The sequence below is a fragment of the Flavobacterium sp. TAB 87 genome, assembly GCF_001529295.1.
Taxonomy (GTDB): Bacteria; Bacteroidota; Bacteroidia; order Flavobacteriales; family Flavobacteriaceae; genus Flavobacterium.
In genome coordinates this window covers 20,989-43,131 of sequence record NZ_LLWK01000026.1, presented here as the reverse complement: position 1 = coordinate 43,131, position 22,143 = coordinate 20,989, and the positions used below count along the sequence as shown (strand labels likewise).

Here is a 22,143-nt window from a genome sequence, read left to right as displayed (position 1 = left end):
TGTTAAATAAAAAAAACCAGCAGTTTTTGAAGAAGTAGCTGGTTTAATTTTCTTCTTAGAAGAAAAATTTAGTTAGCAAATAAATACCATGAATGAAGTATTAATAACTAACCATTACAAAAGTATGAATTTATTAACAAAATCCAAACCAACAAATCTTTGGTTAACAGCGAAGGTATTAGATGTTATGAAATTAACATCGGTATGTTTATTGGCATTGGCAACGCACGAAGCTTCTGCTGCGACAACTGAAAATCCCTCAAAAAGGTCAGAGAAAAATGTTACTTCAAAAAACTATTTTCAAAGAACTATTACAGGAGTAGTAAAAAATGAGCAAGGCGAAGTTTTACCAGGAGTAAATATTCTTGCAAAAGGATCTAAAATTACAGCACAAACCGATTTTGATGGTAATTTTAGTATTGACGTTCCCGACAATGTTACAACATTGGTTGTATCTTATATCGGTCTTGAGGAGCAAGAAGTGCTTATAGGTAAATCACCGCTTACTATTGTTTTAAAAGAGGTAGGTCAACAAATGAACGAAGTTATTGTTGTGGGTTACGGACAACAAAACAGAAGAACTTTAAGTACATCAGTATCTAAACTAGATAAAAAAGTTTTAGAAAATGTACCGTATTCTAACGTAACACAGGCATTGCAAGGAAACGTAACTGGTTTAGTGGTACGCACTGCATCAGGACAACCAGGTAAAGCATCTAATATCTTAGTTCGTGGAGGAACATCTATCGACAATCCTTCGGGAGCAACTCCTATGTATATTGTTGATGGCGTAATTCGTACTCAAATTGACGATATTAACTCGGCGGATATTGCATCGCTTCAGGTTTTAAAAGATGCTGCAGCTACCTCTATATACGGAGCGCGTGCTTCTAACGGAGTTATTATCATTACAACTTCTACTGGAAAAGCAGGAAAAACAAAAATTACGTACAATGTTTCTACGCAAAACAGTCAAGTAGGTAAAAAATACGATTTCTTAGAAGGTGGAGATTACATTAGACTACAGCGTTTAGGTCTTTATAATGCTGCAGAAATTGCAGGTCTTTCTACTACTACAGGTATCGCTAGACTAGGACAATTAACCGGCGCGAGTCCAGCAGGAACAGGAAATAACTTACTATCAAACACCCCTTTTGCTACTTTATTAAAATCAAACTTATCGCCAACAACGATTGGAGAGTTGCAAGCAAAAGGATGGCAAGAAATGGCAGATCCGTTAAATGCTGCTAATACTATTATGTACAAAAGTACAGACTGGAATGACGTTTTGTTTCAATCGGCAATTACTCAAAACCATACTTTAGGATTTAGTGGTGGTAGTGATAAAGGTGTTTTCGATTTAAGTCTTGGATACTTAAAAGGAGATGGTATTACTATATTTACTGGTTACGAGCGTTTTACAAGTAAATTTAATGCTTCATTAAAAGTGGCTGATAATTTTACCTTAAACGGTCGCGTGTTATACAGTAAAGCTAGCAACAATCAGGTTGTGGCCAATAGCGTGGTTTTTAACCGTTATTTAGGAAATTCACCTACTACAAAATTGTACTTAGAAGATGGTACACTAGCTCCAGGACAAAACAACATTAATGGAAATCCTTTATACCAAATGGGTAAAGTGAAAGGAATTAATGAAAATAATAAATTGCAAATGAGTGTTAACGGTGATTTAAAACTTACTGATGCATTTACATTTACACCTTCGCTTTCTCTTTATAATGAAAATGAAAATGGCAACACTTTTCAACAAGCTTTTTTAAGCGGAAGTAATGGTTTGGTAGATAATACCAGAACTGCTACTCGTTTAAGCAATCAAATTACGCAGTACCAATATGAAGGAGTTTTCACGTATGTGAAAAACTTAGAAAGCATTGGTGATTTTGAAGCAAAATTAGGAGCTTCAAAATTTGATAAAACAATCAATACATTCAATGCATCTGGAAAAGGAAGTCCGTCCGATCTTGCACAAACGTTAGATTCATCTCCAATACCAGTTTCAGTATTTAGTAATAACACCAAATTAGTTTTAAATAGTGTTTTTGGACGTGTAAATTACGATTACAAAAGCAAGTATTTTGCAACAGCATCTTTTAGATATGATGGAGCTTCTAGCTTAGGACCAGATAATAAATATGGTTTTTTTCCAGGTGTATCTGTAGGGTGGAATATCCAAGAAGAAAACTTTTGGACGGTAATGCCAGAAATGGTTTCTTCATTAAAACTTCGTGGAAGCTTTGGTGTTAACGGGAACTTAGGTACTTTGGGAGATTTTCAAGCTGGAGGTTTATATGCAGGTTCTTCAAACGGATTTGCTAATAGCTACAACGGACAGTCTGCCATTATCAATTCGCAAATTGCTAATCCAGGTTTAAAATGGGAGCAATCACAAACGTATAATGCTGGTTTCGACTTAGGATTTAATGGGGATAGAATTAGATTAATCGGAGATTTCTACAATAAATTAACTTCAGATTTATTAACAAACTTGACACTTCCTTCCAATAGTGGTTTCTCTACTGTATTGACCAACTTAGGAGGATTGAGAAGCAAAGGTTTCGAATTAGAACTGAATGCCAATGTGTACAATCAAAATGATTTTAAACTTAATCTTGGTGCCAATGTTTCTCATAACAGTAATGTGATCGAAAAACTTCCATTTAACGGAAATGTAAACAACAGAATTGGTGGAACTGAAATTTGGGATGCTGCATCTGGTGCGTACAAATTTGTTGGAGGATTGCAAGAAGGTCAAAAAATTGGTGATTTTTATGCACACAAACAATTATACATTCTTTCTACTCAAGCAGAAGCAGATGCGTATAATTTGACTACAAAAGATAATTATGTTTCAAAAACAGCTGCAAATGGTGGAAACCCAACAGGAAAGAAATTTGCTGGAGATGCAGTATTTGAAGATACCGATAACAATGGTGTAATTGACAGTAGAGATAGAACTTTTATGGGAAATATGTTTCCTAAATTTACAGGAGGTTTTAGTTTAAATGCTGATTACAAAGGATTTGCATTGGCTGTTAGAACTGATTATTCTCTTGGTGCAACAGTTTACAACGAAGCAAGAGCTCGTTTTGTAGGTCAATTTCAAGGAAACTATGGCTTATTGGCTGAAAGTTTACAATCTTGGCAAAAAGAAGGAGACATTACTGACGTACCTCGCTACCGTTGGGCAGATCAAACCAATCAAAATAATTTATTTAGATCTGAAGCAGGTGGTGCAGCGTATAATACAAATATGTTTCAAGGAAATAGCCGTTATTACGAAAGTGGAGATTACTTGTGTTTAAGAGAAATTACAGTTAGTTATACTATTCCAAAATCAATGATCGAAAGAGTACGATTGACTAATGTACGTGTGTACGTTACTGGAAGCAATTTATATTATTTTACTAATTACAAAGGTTTAAGTCCAGAAGTACAAGGTATAGATGGTGGTTCAAGTCTAGGATTAAATGATGCTGGTGCAAAAGGAACGTATCCTGTGCCTAGAAACATTACCCTTGGTTTAAATATTGGTTTGTAAATTTTAATAAAAAACATCATGAAAAAGAAAATTCTCTTATATACAATACTTTTTGCAAGTTTCTCAGTACTGAACTCGTGTCAGGATGAACTAAATTTAACATCAGACAGTGTAATCACATCGGCCAGCTTTTGGAAAACGGAAGATGACGCGAAAGCAGGTGTAAACGGTATGTACTTTAATTTTAGAACCCAAACCCAACAAAATTATTATTTGTTGGGCGGAGCAAGAAGTGCAGAAATTAGAAGTGGCGTTCAGTCACCACTTAATTTAGCCAACTATTACAACAATAACTTAACGGCACAAAATATAGACGTAGATTGGGCTGGTTTATTTACAGTAGTACATCAAGCTAATTTAATTTTAAAATATGTTCCTACTATTCAGTTCAGTCCAACAACTGTAAATGAGCAAAAGAGATATTTGGCTCAAGCCTATTCGATGCGTGCTTTATCGTATTTTATTATGGCGCGTTCTTGGGGCGGCGTACCAATTGTTACTACACCTACAGAAAACACGAATCAATCAGAATACATTGTTCCTAGAAATACAATCGAAGAAGTTTTTACGTTTATCAAATCAGATATTGAGTTAGCTCTGGCTAATTTTCCTGATGCAAATAATAATAAAACGCAACTATCAGTGGCCTCTGTAAATGCATTAAAAGCAGATGTAAATCTGTGGACTGCAAAACAATTGGGTGGAGGAGCAACAGACTTAAATGCGGCTTTGGCTGCGATTAACGCCATTCCTGCTGGACCAGCTTTATTGGCTAATTTTAAAGATGCCTTTAGCTATGCAAATAAAGGAAATAACGAAGTTCTTTTTGCAGTTCGATATTCTCTAGCAGATGTTCCTTCTTCTTTGTCAGACAACTGGAACTCGTTTATGTTTGTAGGACCAAGTGATTTTGCACCCTTAACTGCTGCTACCGCTACGGCGACATTTGGTACTATTGGAGTTGGTACAGGAAATGCGGGAATTTCTAGAGCGCAACCAGACATTACACGATTTAATTACGCTGCTACAGATACTAGAAAAGAGGCAACCTATTTAACATTAATGAATGGTTCTACGCCTGTAGTTACAGGATTAGTAAAATATAACGGAACAGTAGACGGAACGACGAGACGTTTTGTAAGCGACATAATTATTTACCGTTGGGCAGATATTTTATTAATGAAAGCTGAAATTAAAAATGCATTAATGCAAGATCCAACTACAGAAATGAACTTGGTGATGCAAAGAGCAGATGCAACGGCTTCGTTTATAAATGGTTCTCAAGCCGCAAACGATGACGCAATTTTAAGAGAGCGTTTGCATGAGTTGGCATTTGAAGGAAAAGCATGGTGGGATTTAGTTCGTTTTGGAAAAACGGCAAATGTACCGTCAATGGCTGGTAAAAAGATTTTGTTTCCAATATCTCAAAACACCATTAACTTCAATCCTAAAATTACTCAGAATCCATAAATTAATGGTTTAAAAGTACTAAGCCGGAATCACTACAAATTTCCGGCTTATTTAATATTATAAAAAAGATCGTATGAAAATTGAACATTTACAAGGACTTATTGCAGCTCCATTTACACCATTTGATAGCAATGGCAAATTAGATGTGAGTTTGATTCCCGCTTATTATTCTTTTCTAAAACAAAATGGAGTAACGGGTGCTTTTATTAATGGATCTACAGGTGAAGGTGTTTCGACAACCGTAGCAGAAAAAAAAGCAGTTGCTCAAGCTTGGGCTGATTGTAGTAATCATGATGCCGATTTTAAAGTGATGGCATTTTTGGCAGGAACTTGTTTGGCTGATTGCATTGAATTAGCAAAACATGCACAGGAAATAGGATTGTATGCGGTTTCTTTAACCGGACCTTTTTATTTTAAACCAGCGAATGTTGAGGTTTTAGCTCAAATATGTATTGAGGTAGGAAAAGAAGTGCCGACCATGCCTTTTTATTATTACCATATTCCCGTATTGACCGGTGTAAACTTACCGATGTTGGATTTAGTGAGAGCACTGGACGGAAAATTATCCAATTTTGCTGGAGTAAAATATACGCATGAAGATTTTATGGACTTTCAAAGTTGCATGAGTTATGAAAATGGAAAATACGATATGCTTTGGGGACGTGACGAGAATATGTTGTCTGCTTTAGTTTTAGGTGCTAAAGGTGCTGTAGGAAGTACATTTAATTATGCCGCTCCTTTATATTATGATTTGATTGATGCATTCAACAACAATGATTTAGTAAAAGCACGAGTTTTACAACAAAAATCAATAAACATGATTCGCCTTTTAGGTAAATATGGCGGGATTTCTGTAGGTAAAGCCTATATGAAAGTAGTTGGTCATGATTTAGGACAATTTAGATTGCCTGTCAAAAACATGAGTGACGAACAATTTGAATTATTCAAAAAAGATGTAGCGAGTTTAAATTTTGACGAATTTAAATCAAAATAATGCAATCGGCCGTTTTATTATAAAATAATAACGATGAACAAATCTATTTTTCCTTTTCTTTTTATATCTCTAATTATGGCAACAACTGAAACATTTTCTCAAAAAAATGAGGTAAGTCAAGTAAATTGGTCGACAGCTGCACAAGTACAAAATAACGACGGTAGTCTTTCGTTAGGCTTTGCAGGAGTCATTAATGGCATCAGCAATGACGTTCTAATTGTAACTGGTGGAGCCAATTTTCCGGATAAAATGCCATGGGAAGGAGGGAAAAAAGAGTATTCAAAAACTATTTATGTGTTGCAAAAATGCAACGATCAATTAACTTGGATTAAGAATGTAAAAAGTGAATTGCCCGAAGCAATTGCGTATTGCGGATCAACATCTACTGATTTAGGTGTGGTATACGTTGGCGGAGAAAATGAAAATGGACTTTCTAATAAATCGTACCTATTAAAATGGAATGCTGATACAAAAGAAGTAGAGACAAAATCCTTACCCGATTTTCCTATAGCTATTGCAAACATTGCTTTAACTCACATTGATACTGTCGTTTATGCAGTTGGTGGCGATGAAGCAGGACAATCTTCTGACTTTTTTGCAAGTCTTGATTTAAACGACGCGAATGCAAAGTGGATACTTTTACCAAAATTACCAATTGCCTTAGCGAACTCGGTAGTAATCGCTCAAAAAGGAAAAGATGGCACTAATATATATGTCGTTGGTGGAAGAACCAAAACAGCTTCTGGTATAAGCGATTTACACAACACCACTTTGGTCTTTAACCTGCAAAAGCAGAAGTGGGAAACTGCCGCTACCATATCTGATGGAAAAAATACCACAAATTTTTCAGCAGGTACAGGAGTTGCTTTCGGATCACATTCTATTTTAATTCTTGGAGGAGATAATGGTGTTATTTTTCATCAAATTGAAACCTTTTTGTCCCAAATTGCTCAAGCAGAATCTCCAGAAAAGAAAACTGATCTCATCACCCAAAAAAATAAATTGGTAACCAATCATCCCGGATTTTATAATGGAATTTTACTGTATAATACGCTAACAGATCAGTGGTCAAAAATAGGAGAGTTGCCCTTTTTACCTCATGTTACTACGCCAGCCGTAGTATGGAATAAAAAAATAATACTATCCAACGGAGAAATTAAACCAGGTATTCGCACGCCTAATGTAATGTTGGGAACAATCAAAAAATAAATAGTTTTAATCGAGGCCGCACTTAAATAGCAGATTTAAAACTAAAAAAAATAGACCATAATATGAAAGAATCAAAATATTATCCGTGGATAGTAGTAGCATTGCTATGGATTGTCGCTTTGTTGAACTACATGGATAGACAAATGTTGGCGACAATGCGTCCATCGATGGAAACCGATATTCCAGAATTATTATCGGGAGAAAATTTTGGTCGATTAATGGCTATATTCCTGTGGATTTATGCTTTAATGAGTCCGGTGTCGGGCATTATTGCCGACAAAATGAATAGAAAATGGTTAATTGTTGGTAGCCTTTTTGTTTGGTCTGCAGTGACTTATGCCATGGGATTAGCTACAACATACAATCAATTGTATTGGTTAAGAGCACTTATGGGAGTTAGTGAGGCATTATACATTCCGGCAGGATTGTCACTAATTGCTGATTACCATCAAAAAAAGACACGATCATTGGCCATTGGTATTCACATGACTGGATTGTATATGGGTTCGGCCATCGGGGGTTTTGGAGCTACAATAGCTGCTTCATTTTCATGGCATACTACTTTTCATTATTTTGGTTTAATCGGAATTGTATATTCTATAGTTTTAGTTTTTCTGTTAAAAGAATTTAAACATCAAAACGTAGAACCGCAAATTACAGCTGCTGCTCCAAAAAAGGAAAAAGAAAGTGTACTAAAGGGACTGAGTATATTGTTTACAAATATGTCATTTTGGATTATTTTATTTTATTTTGCGATTCCTAGCTTACCGGGTTGGGCCACCAAAAACTGGCTGCCAACTTTGTTTTCTCAAAATCTAAATATCCCTATGGAACAAGCGGGACCGTTAGCCACAATTACCATTTCGGTATCTGCTTTTATAGGTGTTATTTTTGGCGGAATTTTATCAGATAAATGGGTTCAAAAAAATATAAAAGGTCGCGTCTACACTAGTGCCATTGGTATTGCCTTAACTATTCCTGCCTTATTACTTATTGGTTTTGGACATTCTTTATTCAATGTAGTAGGAGCGGCGCTTTGTTTTGGTGTTGGTTACGGTATGTTTGATGCAAATAATATGCCTATACTGTGCCAATTTGTATCTTCAAAATACAGAGCAACTGCTTATGGCGTGTTAAATATGACTGGAGTGGGTTGTGGCGCATTAGTAACTTCTTTATTAGGTAAATATTCAGACAGCGGAACTCTAGGTAATGGATTTGCTTTTATGGCAGGCATTGTCTTGATTGCTTTAATAGTTCAAATTACTTTTCTACGTCCAAAAGTAAATGATTTTGTAGACGATTAATATTTGAATGTGCAATCAAATGTTCGCTACAGATTCAATAATTGATTTTTCATTAATTTTTTTTTTGTTTTTATTTATTTGTTGAGGTGAATTTAACTTTCACCTCAGCATTTATTTATGATGGTTTAAGAAAAATGTTTTAATTATAAATTTTGTACGCCTTTTAAAAAATAAAACGCAGCTGTAAAGCAATTTTTGATAATCAATGCATTCTAACAATAGATTAGTGGATGATTTCGAAAACATAAAAAAATTAAATCAAGCAGATGGGTTTCAAAAATCCAACTAAAAATACTTTTAAAAGATGAATTACTCAACGACAGATCTACGAGATTTAAAAGATTTTTATCAGAATCAGTTACTAAATGACACCGTTCCATTTTGGTTTCCACGCTCTTTAGACACTGAATTTGGTGGCTATTTGCTAATGCGAGATCAAGACGGCAGTTTAATAGATGATGATAAAGCAGTATGGATTCAAGGTCGCGCTGCTTGGCTTTTGGCTACCTTGTATAATACAATTGAGCCCAAGCAAGAATGGCTTGATGGAGCTAAGTCTGGAATTGATTTTTTAAACAAGCATTGTTTCGACACGGATGGACAAATGTTTTTTCACGTAACTCGTGAAGGGCAACCCATTCGCAAGCGACGTTATTATTTTTCAGAAACTTTTGCAGTTATTGCAATGGCTTCGTACGCAAAAGCAAGCGGAGATGAAGCTGTGGCCGAAAAAGCACGTCATTTATTTGGGAAATGTATTGAATATTCAAGCACACCCGGTTTATTAGAACCTAAATTCACATCCACTCGTCCCAGTAAAGGTATCGGAGTGCCGATGATTATGATGAATACCGCACAGCAACTGAGAGAAACTATTGGAGATCCTCGGTGTGACGCATACATTGATAAATGGATCAATGAAATAGAGATTGATTTTGTAAAAGACGACATTAAATGTGTCATGGAACAAGTCGCGCCAGACGGATCAATTATCGATCATATTGACGGACGTACTTTAAATCCTGGCCATGCGATTGAAGGCGCTTGGTTTATTTTGCACGAGGCAAAGTATAGAAATAATGATGCGAGGTTAATTGCTCTAGGCTGCAAAATGCTAGATTACATGTGGGAACGCGGCTGGGACAAAGAACATGGCGGAATTTTATATTACCGTGATGTTTATGATAAACCTGTACAAGAATATTGGCAAGACATGAAGTTTTGGTGGCCTCATAATGAGGTAATCATAGCCACTCTTTTGGCTTATACCATGACCGGTGACGAAAAATATGCTAAATGGCACAAAATGGTCCACGAGTACGCGTATAGTAAATTTCACGATGCAGCAAACGGAGAATGGTTCGGCTATTTGCATAAAGATGGTACGATTGCACAAACTGCCAAAGGAAATATGTTTAAAGGTCCCTTTCATTTACCAAGACAAGAATGGTATTGCATGCAAATATTAAAGGATCACTTAGCAAAAATATAGCCGGTAAAGAATGAGATTATAAAGCTACAGTACTAAGCATAATACAAGAAAATAAATCAAACAACAAGCGTCTCCAATTAATTTTTGAGACGTTTTTTTTATAGCTTATTGCAAAATTCAAGAGCCACTTAAAAAAGTGGCTCTTGAGGGAAATATAGTTAGTTTGTAGTTTTATTTCTGAGGTAGTTCGCGGGTTAACCAACCACTACGTCCTGCAGTTGCAATCGCATAAGGCGGAATCCAGAACAATCCAAAAGTGTATAGGACGCTATAAGCATACGCCCATAAAGATTCGCTAGCACTGTATCTTTTGGCATAAAACAATACTGGAAAACTAGATACAATTAAAATTCCTAATAGGGTAGAACTTAAAAATAGCAACGGATGCACGACAATAAAGTACAACATAAAAAGTAAGAAAGGATACGTCATTAAAATGCTTAAAAACTGATTTGTAAACAATAGTCTCGTGCCAACTTTAGACTCTTTCTTGAAATCTGTAAATACATATTTGGCCATAACCAAATTTTCACGAACGTTACTTCTTCCCCAACGGATGAACATTTTGTACAATCCCTTATATTTTTCTGGAACGTCAGTTAACACTAAAGCATTTCTTTGAAAAAGCACTTTTTTACCTTGTTTTAAAATCATATTGGTCATTGCTCGATCTTCACCAATGTCTGAAGCTTCTCCCATAAAGGTTTGATTGATCCAATCTGGAAGACATTTAAATACAGAAGAACTTCTGTATGCTGCCAAAGCACCAGGCGTGCACAATACACTTCCTAATTGGCTTTCAACTGATCTTACAAATTCAAAACTCATTACAAAACTTACGTTTAACATTTTAGGTAAAATAGCAGTCTTGTTGTTTAATACACGAACATTTCCTGCGACAGCACCACAATTTTTATCAGTCACAAACGGACTTACTAAGTTTCTTAATGTATCTGGTTTAATAATAGAATCACTGTCGATGGTTACAAAAACTTCGCCAGTTCCTAAATTAAAACCACGGTAAAGTGCATGTCTTTTTCCTTTGTTTTCAGGTTGTTGAAAAACCACTATTTGGTCACCTAATTCTTGTTTGGCTTTATTCATCCAATACCAAGTGTCATCTTTACTTCCATCATCAATTGCTAAAATTTGTAATTTATGTTTTGGAAAATCACTATTGGCAATACTCAATAAGGTGTCATATACTAAATTTCCTTCGTTATACGCGGGAACGATTATCGTACAAGTTGGCAACAATTCATCGGTTACAGATGCAATTGGTTTGTATTGAAAGTATAAATAAACATTGTACAATAAAAACGAAACTTTAAATAGTAGCAACGCTGATGTTACTGCAAGAAAAGTTAAGCCAATTGGCGAATTGATCCTGCTTTCGTTAAAATTATAAAAATGAGGTTGCAAAAAATATACTAGTGCAGCACCACCAAATAACAATAACATCGTTGCTGTTAAAACGATTCGGTTAGCAATAACGCTTTTAGAATGATCTGTTGCGTTTATAGGACCTGTTTGTTCAGTATCCAATAAAATGTCTGTAGGAGTGAGGGTTTGTGTTTTCATATAAAGAACTAAAAATGATGTGTAATTGTTTTCAAACAACTAAGCAAGTTTTGTTCCGAAGTTAGTTCTAGTTGTAAATCAGGTCTTTGTGTTTGGTGCCAGATTTTTAAAGTGTGTAAAAATTACCCACTTTGTACCAATTACCCACTTTTAGCGCATTTTTATTGCCCTAAAAATTGTAAATTTTGGCCGTAGAATTTTCTGAGTTTTAAGTTCTGCCAAATTAATTATTATTTGAATTTTAAAAATTATTTTCTATGCGACCGCTTCAAGTCGATCTGCGTCAACGAAATAAAAGGATTTGTTACGCTTTTGCTGAAAATAGTGTTGACCAGCATTTGTTTTATCAAAAACATTTAGACAAATTTTTAAATGTATTTCGACAAAGAATTATATTTTTATCATAATAGAATAAAAAACAATGAAGGAAGCGGGAAAATTAAGGAGTTGGAAGAAGTGGCTAAAAATAGCTGTATGTACCGTTTTTAGTATATTTCTAATAGTAATTTTGGCTATTGGAGCTCTTGTTAACTTTGTTTTTACTCCAGAAAAATTGACTCCAGAGTTAGTTAAAATTGTCAACGAAAATATCGAAGGGAAGTTTTACTGTGAAAGTGCCGAATTTACTTTTTTCTCTTCTTTTCCTAATTTTGGAGTCGAAATAAAAAAGGGAAAACTAACTAATAAGCAGGATACTTTACTGCTTTTAAATTCTTGTAATGCCGAGTTTAACGTTAGAAAGCTGTTGCTAAATAAAATTATAGACATCAAAAACATAGCACTTCGCCAAGCATCTGTCAACGTGTTAATTGATAAAAACGGCAAACTCAACTGGGATATACTGAAAACAAAAAATATAGAGGACAAAAAAGTAGAGAACCCGGAGTCAGATTTTAAAATTAACGAGCTCTATATTAAAAAATTAAATCTCAATCGAATACAAGTTAAATATGCCAATCAAGTAACCAACGATTTACTTAGTATTGATAGCCTTTCTACCAATTTTAAAATGAGTTATGAGAAAGAAAAGATAGCTTGCACGTTAAATGCAGATATAAAGAAAATTAAATTTGTAAAAGAAGGTTTCAAGCTCTTACAAAATTCTAAAGGCGGAATTAATACCGAATTGACGTTTTTGCGAAAAGAACACAAGCTTTTATTTACCAAGGGAGGAATCAATATTAATGGTGTCGATTTATTGGTAAATGGCTTTATTAAGAGGGACATGGTGGGTAAAAAATTCGCCACAGATTTAACTTTGCGACTAAAAGTTCCCGATTTGAAATCGGTATTAGATTTGATTCCTGAAAAAATTGTTCAGAAAGAAAAAATAAACGTGAAAGGCGAAGTAACTTTTCTTGCTACAATAAAGGGGTTTTATGGCAAAAATGTTTATCCGCTTACCCAACTTCATGCGAGTATTAAAAACGGAGAATTTCAGTATGTCGATTATCCAGGATCCATCAATCATATTGCCACCGATTTAAAGTTGAGGCTTGACTTTAAAGACAAAAAAAGTTCTCATCTTACTATTAGCAACCTAGACTTAAAAGGTTTTGGGATTAATTTGCAAGGAAATTTAGCAGTCGAAAATTTAATGGTACATCCGTTTCTAAAAACTATCTTAAAAGGAAACGTAGACATTACAAAACTCAATAAAGTAGTACCGTTTAGTCCTGATGTGACCGCTCAAGGAAACATAAATATTGATATGCAAACCTCTTTTAATATCAATGATATTAAGGAACAAGACATCAGTTCACTGCAAATAAAAGGGAAAGCTTTAGTAAATAATCTTACTATAACCATTCCCAAAGATTCGCTTTCGCTGAAAGTAAAACAACTCGATTTTAACAGTGCATTAAAAAGCGAGCAACTACTTTCTGGCTTTATTGGTATCAGAGCAATGGAGTTGAAAAAATTAGCAAATCACTATGTAAAGGCCGATCAACTTAAAATGAATTTTAGTATAGATCGTACGCTAGCTGACAAATCAGTACTTATAGCAGATGTACAAACAGGAACAATTACATTTCAGGCAGGTTTGAATAAAAAAGCAGAACTAAAAGGCGGAAAAATAGCAGTAAACGTACAAGGGAATCGTAACGATAAATCCAAAGCCTTTATAAGTTCTAATTTTAAATTAGACAGTTTGGGTATTTACGTCGATAAACATTTTGCAGGTATCAAAGGCGGAAAGTACACCGTAAAATTACAACGCAACAGTCAGAAAAAATGGATTCCATACGGAATTGTTCAGTTTGAACAAATGATGGCTTACGCACCAGGTTTGGGAATGCCCATAAAAATAGAAAACACCACGCTTACGCTGAAAGAAAAATTGCTGGAATTAACAAATGCCAAGTTAACTTTTGGCAAATCAGATGTAACTCTTACAGGGTCTATTGACAATGTAAAAGGGCTACTGTCAGACAAATATAAAGACGAAAAAGTAACGGCTCGTTTGTCTCTCTATTCGAAATTTATTGATACCAATCAATTGATGACCGCTTTCAATCAAGCATCACAAAAAGTAGTAAAAGACGAAAAAGAACCAAAAGCATCTTCGCCAGCTGAAATTTTAAATGCGCCAGTGCCGCAAACTTCAGAAGAGAAAAAGATCATTCAAATTCCTAAAAATATTGATTTGTTTTTGACAGCCACATTAACAAGTTGAAGTTTGGAACAATGGACATTGACGATATTCGGGGAAATATAATAGTAAAAGAAGGAAAAGTAAAACTCTCTAATGCCAAAATGAAAACGCTCGCTGCTGAATTGTCTACTAATGTGAGCTACACTTATCTCAACGAAAAAGAGGCAAATGTAAACTTTGATTTTAATTTGAATAAAGTAGAAATGTCACGTTTGGCCGAAATGCTTCCGGTGTTGGACTCGCTATTTCCAGTGATCAAATCTTTTGAAGGTTTGGTCGATTTTAGAATTAAAGGACTCGCAAAACTAGACAAGAATATGGAAATGAAAAGCGAGACTATAAAAGGTGTCGCTGGATTACAAGCCACTAATATAATGGCTTTTGACAGTGAGACGTTTAGAGAATTGGCGAAGACATTTATGTTTAAGTCAAAAGAGAAAAATCCAATAGAATCGCTACATGCCGAAATGATTATTAGTGACAGCAAGTTAGAATTATTGCCTTCGCTTATTGCAATAGATCGATACGAATTTGCAATTGGCGGAATTCAGAACTTAGATTTGAGTTATAATTATCATATTTCTGTACTCAAATCACCGATTCCGTTTAAAACAGGAGTGGATGTAAAAGGGAGTAATTTTGATGATTTTAAGATCAAACTTTCAAAAGCGAAGTATAAATTTTATTTTACCGACAACGAACGCTTGCAAAAGAAAGCTGATAGCACAGTTGTTAACAAGAAAGCGGCCGTGTTGAAATTGCTTCATTTTGAGGAATAGAAAAATATAAATTCTAAAATTTTAAAATCTTCAAGAGTATTCTATTTGCTGTTTTTTTTAATGTTACAAATCAACTAAACAAATTACAAAAGTAGTTTTGTTGTTCTCATTTCTATAAGCCAAATATCCGCCGTGTGACTCGATTATGTTTTTGGATAAAGTCAAACCAATTCCAGCTCCCTCTTTACGAGTAGTAAAAAAGGGTAAAAATATTTTATTTTCAATTTCTTTTTCGATACCGTTTCCATTATCTGAAATGTATATAAAAACTCTATTTTCTTTAGCTTCAGCCGAAATATAGATTTGCTTGTGTGCTACTTCTTTTAACGCGTACCTACAATTGGTAAATAAATTAATTAAAACTTGTTCCATCTGCTGGAGATCGACATTCAAGTTGTGGTTTAAAGAAATGGTGTTGATTACTTCAATTTGTTCTTGTTTAAAAAGTGGTGCCATCAACTGCAGACTATTGTCCATCAGTTGCTGAAGCTTAATTTTTTCTTTCTTAGGCGACGGCAACATCGCTAATTTGCGATAACTTTCTACAAACTGCTGCAAATGATCACTTCGTCTAAGCATCGCCGCGACGCTATTTTTCATGTCGTCTAAATCTTCTGTAGAAATGGTTTCTTGCTGTACTACATCTTGTAAATTTTGCGAAAGCGATCGAATTGGAGTAATGGAATTTAAAAGTTCATGCGAAATCACTTTCATCAAATTAATCCACGCTTCTTTTTCTTTTTTCTCAATTACATTCTGTATGGAGTCCAATAAAACAATGAAATAATCTTGATTGTAAATTTCATTTCTTGCCGTTTGCAACGCAAAAGTTTGGTTCTCTTGCTGATTGACACGAATTTCTAATGAAGTTTTAAGTTCCTGAAAATGATGATCTTCGATGATCTGGCATAAAGACGGCAATTGATTTTTAAGGTATTTCCATTTGGATACTTTAGGAACTTGAAAATGTTTAGAAAAGTAATCATTCATCAAAAATATTTTCCAATCGGTTTCTTCTTTTTGCAGAATAATTATACCACTTTCTATATTATTTAAAATCGAGCGATACACGATGTCTTTGGAAGTTTCTTCCTTTTCCTTGCTTTTTAAACGTTCATATAATTGAAACAATTCTACATAGTTTTTATAGCCGCTATAGGTTGAATAGTCAGCAGTAAAATCATTTTTTAAGATGGAAGTAATAGTTCTGTCGTAAATAGAAAATACATTTTTAACATGGATATAAAGTTCTACAACAAGCAATAATACGATGAAAACTACAAAAGTAGAAGTAAAAATAAGTTCTTTTTCAAATAGAAAAATAGACATTGCACTCATTAAAAGAATCAGAATCAATCGTGCAAAAAGCAGATTGTAAATTTTAAAAGATTTAAACATATTAATTAGTGCTAATGTTATGTTTTTCTAAACGGCGGTACAATGCACCTCTTGATAATCCTAAGTCTTCGGCCGTTTTACTGATATTATTGTTGTTTTTTAGAAGCGCTTTTTCAACTGTATTTTTTTCTATTGACCAAAGTTGATGATCGTTTGTATTTTCTTCGTACGCTGTTAGTTGGTCTAAATCTAAGTCAGAAACAGTAATTGTATTGTTTTCACATAAAATTACTGCGCGTTCTATTCTGTTTTCCATTTCCCGAATATTACCATTCCAGGCGTGTTTTTCGATTGCTGCGAATACTTTTTCGTCAAAAGTAATGGCTTCTCGCTGGTATTTAATACTCATTTTTTGCAGAAGATAGTCAGCTAATGGTATTTTGTCAGCGTCTCTTTCTCTCAAAGGTGGTAATATAATTTCCATCGTATTAATGCGGTAATACAAATCTTCTCTAAAATTTTTGTTGGCTACTTCTTCCTTCAAATTCAAATTTGTCGCAGTAATGATACGCACATTCAAAGGTCTAGTTTTCGCTTCGCCCAATCGAGTGACTGTTTTGGTTTGAATAACTTGCAGCAATTTTGATTGTAAATGAAGCGGCACATTTCCTATTTCGTCTAAAAAAATCGTTCCATTTTGCGCCATTTCAAAACGTCCGGGTGTATCTACCTTCGCGTCCGTAAAAGCGCCTTTGGCATAACCAAATAGTTCACTTTCAAAAATAGAATTGTTTAAAGAACCTAAATCAACATGAATGAATGGACTTTCCTTCCGTTCGGATTGACTAAAAATATAATGAGATAAAACAAACTTTCCAGTTCCGTTTTCGCCTAAAATTAAAACGTTTGCATCGGTTTTGGCTACTTTATCTGCCACAGCATAAACTTTTTTTATTACGTCTGAAGTTCCTATAAAAAAATCAAGAGCGGGGTTATTAGCATCGCATTTCTTTTGCTCTTTGCGGGATTTCTGTACGGCTTGCTTGACCACTTCGAGCAATTTTTCATTTTCCCAAGGTTTCAAAATATAATCAAAAGCGCCCGATTTTAAGCCTTCGACAGCGGTTTCTACTTTACCAAAAGCCGTCATTAAAATAACTACTGTTCGTGGCGAAAGTGTTTTTATCTCTTTTAATAAATACAAACCTTCTTTACCATCTTCAAAACCTATGCGATAATTCATGTCTAATAAAACCACATCGATCGTATTTTGAGCTAATAAATCGACTACATTTTTTGGATTGCTGAGTGTAAAAATAGTTTCAAAATATTTTTTTAAGAACATTTTATAATCGAAAAATTGAAATGTACACAAATCTAAATTGAAATGTACATTTTGCGAGCAAAAATAACAAAAGCCTGTACATATCCGTACAGGCTTTTAAACTAAGTTTAAACACTATTTAAACACTAAGATCACTTATACAACATGATATCCGTATAACTTGAGTTATAGTTAACTGTAGCGTTCATTGTGGCGGTGGTAGCAAAGCCAGCATTAGAAGACTTATGTCCTCCAACGCTGGCTTTGGTGCTAATTAATTAAGATGTGAGAGTTTTTTTTAATGTTGGAGGACTTTTTTTTATTCCCGCCTCCTTGGGAACTACGCTAGTCGAGTCTTGAAGTAACCCGTAACAGTTTCTACATAAACCTGACCCACGGCAATTCCTCCTGACGCTGCTGCAGCGTCATTTGAATACGCATTCATCTTGTCAGTTGAGATTCCGTATGGGTGGATGTTGCTATTTTTCATTCCATTATTTCCACTCCAGTCACATTCAGGACTGAAAGCGTTAAGAGTTCCAGTGTAATTTTGGGTGTCATCCAATACGTTATTCCTTGTAACCTGAGCTGCTTTGACCTGATACAGTTTAGTAGTATTGAATGTAGATGAATCAAAATCTGATAAACTTCCACTGGTTTTGAAATCCGCATTTATGTCAGTTAAAAATCTACTCTTAAACAAAAGGCCTGCGCCTTTCTTGAATAAAGTACCACCGACACTCGCAACTCCAAAATTCCTTACAATTACTAAATCAGCCCTAAAACCTCCGCTCCAAACACCTTCCAAAGTCAGGCCGTCCTTGCATCCAAAAGCTCCGATATTATCCCAAAGACCTTGTCTAAAGTTTTTAAGAATTCCTAATGAATCACAGTTATCAAAATTCACAACTCCTAATTCAATTGCATCTGCGCCTCCAGTTGGCGCTCCCGCATTTGTTAAATCAAATACCTTACTGCCACCACCAGAAGCCTCGTGACTCAAGTTTTGAATAAATAAATTACCACAACCACCAGTTGGGCTTTGGTAAATAATTGAATTTGGTTGCGTTGCTCTAATCGCTGATACATCGAATCCATATCCTGAAATACTTAGTCCCCCAACTGGAACGATGATTCTTTCGGTTGGTAACAAATTTATCACACCATCAATCATATAATTCATTTCTGAATCCAGTACCCTGTCAACTAGATCAATTTTTGACCTAATTACAATTTCCCTCTTTTTATCTTTAAACGAAAGTAAATCAAAAGTTATAGGGCTATTTTTTACGTCTGTAATAGACAGACAATTACTTTCAAATCCGCCAATATCTATGGTTGTGATTAGGTTATTGTTATCTAAACTCAACAATACTCCTGGCGTAGCCTGACGCAGTGTAGTTTTCTCAACTCGATAAGAACAGTTGCCTAATGTCTTTCCAGTATTTCTAAACAACCAGGTCCCTACAGTCTGATTTATGTAACAGTTTATTACCTTCAGAGTTATATATCCACCATGGAAAAATATTCCATTACTTTTCAAGTCTTGAATCGTTAAGTCAGTCCACGTCATTGTTCCGATTCTATCCGCTCTATTTGCAAGAATTGAACCTGTTATAATCGTGCTTTTAATATTTCCTGAAAAAACGATATTCCCTTGATCATTACCAGCAAAATTTATTCCCTCGGTTATAATTGAGTCGTTGAACTTTATTTTGATAGTGCTGTTATGCGTGTACGAGAAATTAAGTTTTCCAAAAATATTCCCTATTGTCCACTCTTCACCGTTTGCAAATGGAGCATCCCCTGATGGTATTGTAAGTTCCTTGACTATTATACCTAACGGATTATTTATTTTACCTACTATACTTAATTTAGCTAAACTTAAAGGAGTTTTTACTATTCCTGAATAAACCATAAGGTTACCAACCAAAGTCAATTCAGATAACGTTAGAAAAATTACCCCTTCCAGTGTTCCAAAAACAGTTGAGTCACAAGTCCAATTTATTGATTTTAAATTAACTACCGTGGAAAAATCTTCATTACTAAAACTACATCCCGTTGTTAATTTGTTATTTCTTAAAGTACCTAATGGTATATTTAAATACATTGTATATCTTAACGAAACGTTAAAATTTATAAAGATGCTACCTGAAGATGCCCCACTCATATCCACCGTAGCTGCTTTGTCCGAATATATTTCAAATGATATGTTGTATATTTTGTTATTCCAAGGATAGACTGAGGCATTCACTAAATACAACCTAACAAATGCTGTAACTGATTGATCTGCTGTATATCTAGCAAATACGCCATCAATCGTTTTAAATGGTTTTTTTGAATTTTCTATTTCAGCCGTAGCGTCATTTCCATTCAAATTGTCAACAAATGCTGTATTTGGAGACAATGGAGATATGATTATTTGTTTGGTTGAATCATCAAAATCAACACCTCTTACACGTAGAAAATCTTCCATGTAAAATTGGTGCTGTCCAATAGAATTCTGAATTGAAACTTTATTGTCAACGGCTACTGGCGCTTCCACATCATTTCCAAATACATTGATAAAAGAAACAGCAACCTCATTGGCTGTTAATTCAGGACGAACTGAAACAGTCGTGTTTTCTGCGCCAACTTTTATTCCCATCACGCCATCGATCGTGATATAGACTAAATCTGTTCGCTTGAAATTTTCTGCTGCTGCAAGAATCGTAGTTTCAAATTTTAACGAGTTTTTGTAGCGTACTTTATTAATCAGTACATCATAGCTCAATGCGGGATAGGTGAATTTGTTAGCTGCTCGTGTTGGCTGTACCGAAGAGATTAATACGTTTGGTTGGTAGACATCGTCGATTTTATCGCTTAGGCCTTTTGCTGTTAAGTCAGAACCACCTTTCAAGGTATAATTATCCAAGTCATCAACAGTAACAAAATCACCAAACAAATCAGCATGAGCCCCAGAATCAATCAAGTGCGCATCCAACACCGCCGCTTCGGCTTTAGCGTTCAATATATTTTCAATTCCTTCAATGTCTGCAACGGGTATTTTTTCGCCTTTCCAAAAAATGGAATCAAAGAACGCATGAAATTGTGCCTGTGTTGGTTTTAAGCCTGTAAGAAACCAATTTTTAACTGTATTTTTAGTTGCCATTATGTTAGTGGTATTAGCATGTATTCGAAACTTAAATTTTGGATGGCACCGCCAAGTTCTCTAAGTGTTAGCTTAAACGAACTGTTGGTTTTTTCTCTGACCATCCATATAACATCATTGTCATTATCGTAGTTGGTGCCAATTGAAACCATAGAGCCAACAACCATATAATTGTTCGTTCCTACGGTCGGAAAAGTTACTGTTTGCAAACTATCAGCGGCAAAATCTGCCACAGCAAAAACGCCTTTCTTCAAAACACTAATTGTTGATGGTTTATTTTTAATAAAGTCATCTTTGGTGTCGTCTGCTTGCGTCCAATTTGGCTGCACGTTTTTTTCTGCTCCAACATCAATTGTCAACATCTTTTCATAAACCAGTACAAAGGCTGCAGAAAGCGCATCAAACGAACTTTGATCGGCTTTACCCAAAAGTCCGGCAACAATATCTTTGGTCGCAAAACCTCTTTTAAAGTCAGCCCAATCAATCGCACCAACGCCAGAACCAAATTCTAGGTAGCGGGTTTTTACGACTGGGTACGCATTATCGTCTTTAAAGGTAAGATTGGTGACGTCTTCTTTAATCCTAACCGTAGGCGACACAATACCGCCTTTAAAATTAAAAACTTCGCCATTCACAAAAACAACACCATCGCTCACGGTTGAGCCTGACACGGTACAACCCGAAATAATTGTTTTTTCGCCAACAATATTCCCAAGTGCATTAAACATCGAATACGCCTTTTGAAGCCGATCCAAAACGGCTTGGTTCATCGGTAAGCCGTTGAGTAAATTAAAATTAATTGTATTCATATCGTCAGTATTTTATATGCTTTTCCAGCCAGCTTGTAAAATTCAAGCGTTGCAATGATTTCGTTTTTTTTGTCTGTCAAAATTTGTTCGGGCACATAGACTATAAAGTCAACCGTTTCGCCTGTTGCCGTATAATCCAAGTCCAAAAACATTGTGTCCAGGTAATAATCCAAATTCTCTTCGGGTTGGTACAAATAGCTCGCATTCAACTCGGGTACTTCGTCGATGTAAATTCGCCTTTGGTCGGGATCAGCAATGTCATTTAATGCGCCGCGCAAATAACACCGTTGCGAGTTGTACGACAGCTTTTTTAAATTCGCCACACGCAGTTGTTCCCACTTATAATGCAAGCTCGCAATGGGCGCAATCAAAGCTTTGATGTACCCAAACAAAACAGGCTTTCGCAAGAAGGTCGGCAAGAGCAATAATATCAAACGATCCCAATCTATTTTATACCACATATTCCTGTTTTTT

14 protein-coding genes are annotated in these 22,143 nt (G+C 35.1%); 8 read left to right on the top strand and 6 right to left on the bottom strand.

The genetic code is table 11. The features are described 5' to 3' along the window. Positions 1 to 124 precede the first annotated feature (124 nt). The 6 genes from AP058_RS01590 (at position 125) to AP058_RS01565 (ending at position 10,031) form a co-directional block, all read left to right on the top strand. Positions 125 to 3,559, top strand: a complete 3,435-nt coding sequence (locus AP058_RS01590) for a TonB-dependent receptor (protein ID WP_197413367.1) — start codon at positions 125 to 127, stop codon at positions 3,557 to 3,559. Between the two features lie 18 nt (positions 3,560 to 3,577). Beyond that, complete coding sequence (locus AP058_RS01585) at positions 3,578 to 5,029, top strand: RagB/SusD family nutrient uptake outer membrane protein (protein WP_066306075.1); 1,452 nt, start codon at positions 3,578 to 3,580, stop codon at positions 5,027 to 5,029. A 73-nt stretch (positions 5,030 to 5,102) separates the two neighbouring features. Further along, a complete protein-coding gene (locus tag AP058_RS01580) occupies positions 5,103 to 6,023 on the top strand; it encodes a dihydrodipicolinate synthase family protein (protein WP_066306067.1) in 921 nt (306 codons plus the stop codon). A 33-nt stretch (positions 6,024 to 6,056) separates the two neighbouring features. Next, positions 6,057 to 7,232, top strand: a complete 1,176-nt coding sequence (locus AP058_RS01575; protein ID WP_066306062.1) for a galactose oxidase — start codon at positions 6,057 to 6,059, stop codon at positions 7,230 to 7,232. A gap of 62 nt (positions 7,233 to 7,294) precedes the next feature. Continuing rightward, positions 7,295 to 8,539, top strand: coding sequence for an MFS transporter (locus AP058_RS01570; protein WP_066306061.1), 1,245 nt, complete (start codon positions 7,295 to 7,297; stop codon positions 8,537 to 8,539). A gap of 304 nt (positions 8,540 to 8,843) precedes the next feature. Beyond that, positions 8,844 to 10,031, top strand: coding sequence for an AGE family epimerase/isomerase (locus tag AP058_RS01565; protein WP_066306059.1), 1,188 nt, complete (start codon positions 8,844 to 8,846; stop codon positions 10,029 to 10,031). Positions 10,032 to 10,202: 171 nt separating this feature from the next. On the opposite strand, the gene AP058_RS01560 is transcribed toward AP058_RS01565, so the two are convergent. Then, positions 10,203 to 11,612 (bottom strand): glycosyltransferase family 2 protein, encoded by a 1,410-nt coding sequence (locus tag AP058_RS01560; RefSeq protein WP_066306056.1) that lies wholly within the window; start codon positions 11,610 to 11,612, stop codon positions 10,203 to 10,205. Between the two features lie 421 nt (positions 11,613 to 12,033). Between AP058_RS01560 and AP058_RS01555 the strand changes: the two genes are divergently transcribed. Both AP058_RS01555 and AP058_RS01550 read left to right on the top strand, forming a co-directional pair. Next, on the top strand, positions 12,034 to 14,289 hold the full coding sequence (locus AP058_RS01555; RefSeq protein ID WP_157492572.1) for an AsmA family protein: 2,256 nt from the start codon (positions 12,034 to 12,036) through the stop codon (positions 14,287 to 14,289). Positions 14,290 to 14,300: 11 nt separating this feature from the next. Further along, positions 14,301 to 15,047, top strand: a complete 747-nt coding sequence (locus tag AP058_RS01550; protein WP_157492571.1) for an AsmA-like C-terminal region-containing protein — start codon at positions 14,301 to 14,303, stop codon at positions 15,045 to 15,047. Positions 15,048 to 15,110: 63 nt separating this feature from the next. Here the strand turns inward: AP058_RS01550 and AP058_RS01545 are convergent, their stop codons facing one another. The 5 genes from AP058_RS01545 to AP058_RS01525 form a co-directional block, all read right to left on the bottom strand. After that, complete coding sequence (locus AP058_RS01545; RefSeq protein WP_369815124.1) at positions 15,111 to 16,376, bottom strand: PAS domain-containing sensor histidine kinase; 1,266 nt, start codon at positions 16,374 to 16,376, stop codon at positions 15,111 to 15,113. Positions 16,377 to 16,446: 70 nt separating this feature from the next. Beyond that, positions 16,447 to 17,730, bottom strand: coding sequence for a sigma-54 dependent transcriptional regulator (locus tag AP058_RS01540; RefSeq protein ID WP_082706541.1), 1,284 nt, complete (start codon positions 17,728 to 17,730; stop codon positions 16,447 to 16,449). Between the two features lie 319 nt (positions 17,731 to 18,049). Beyond that, positions 18,050 to 20,860 carry a hypothetical protein gene (locus AP058_RS01535; RefSeq protein ID WP_066306047.1) on the bottom strand — a complete coding sequence of 937 codons (2,811 nt, stop codon included), beginning with the start codon at positions 20,858 to 20,860 and terminating at the stop codon, positions 18,050 to 18,052. Beyond that, positions 20,860 to 21,669 (bottom strand): hypothetical protein, encoded by an 810-nt coding sequence (locus AP058_RS01530; RefSeq protein ID WP_066306044.1) that lies wholly within the window; start codon positions 21,667 to 21,669, stop codon positions 20,860 to 20,862. The genes AP058_RS01535 and AP058_RS01530 overlap by 1 nt, the downstream gene beginning before the upstream one ends. Then, on the bottom strand, positions 21,666 to 22,130 hold the full coding sequence (locus tag AP058_RS01525) for a hypothetical protein (RefSeq protein WP_066306042.1): 465 nt from the start codon (positions 22,128 to 22,130) through the stop codon (positions 21,666 to 21,668). The genes AP058_RS01530 and AP058_RS01525 overlap by 4 nt, the downstream gene beginning before the upstream one ends. Positions 22,131 to 22,143: the final 13 nt, after the last annotated feature.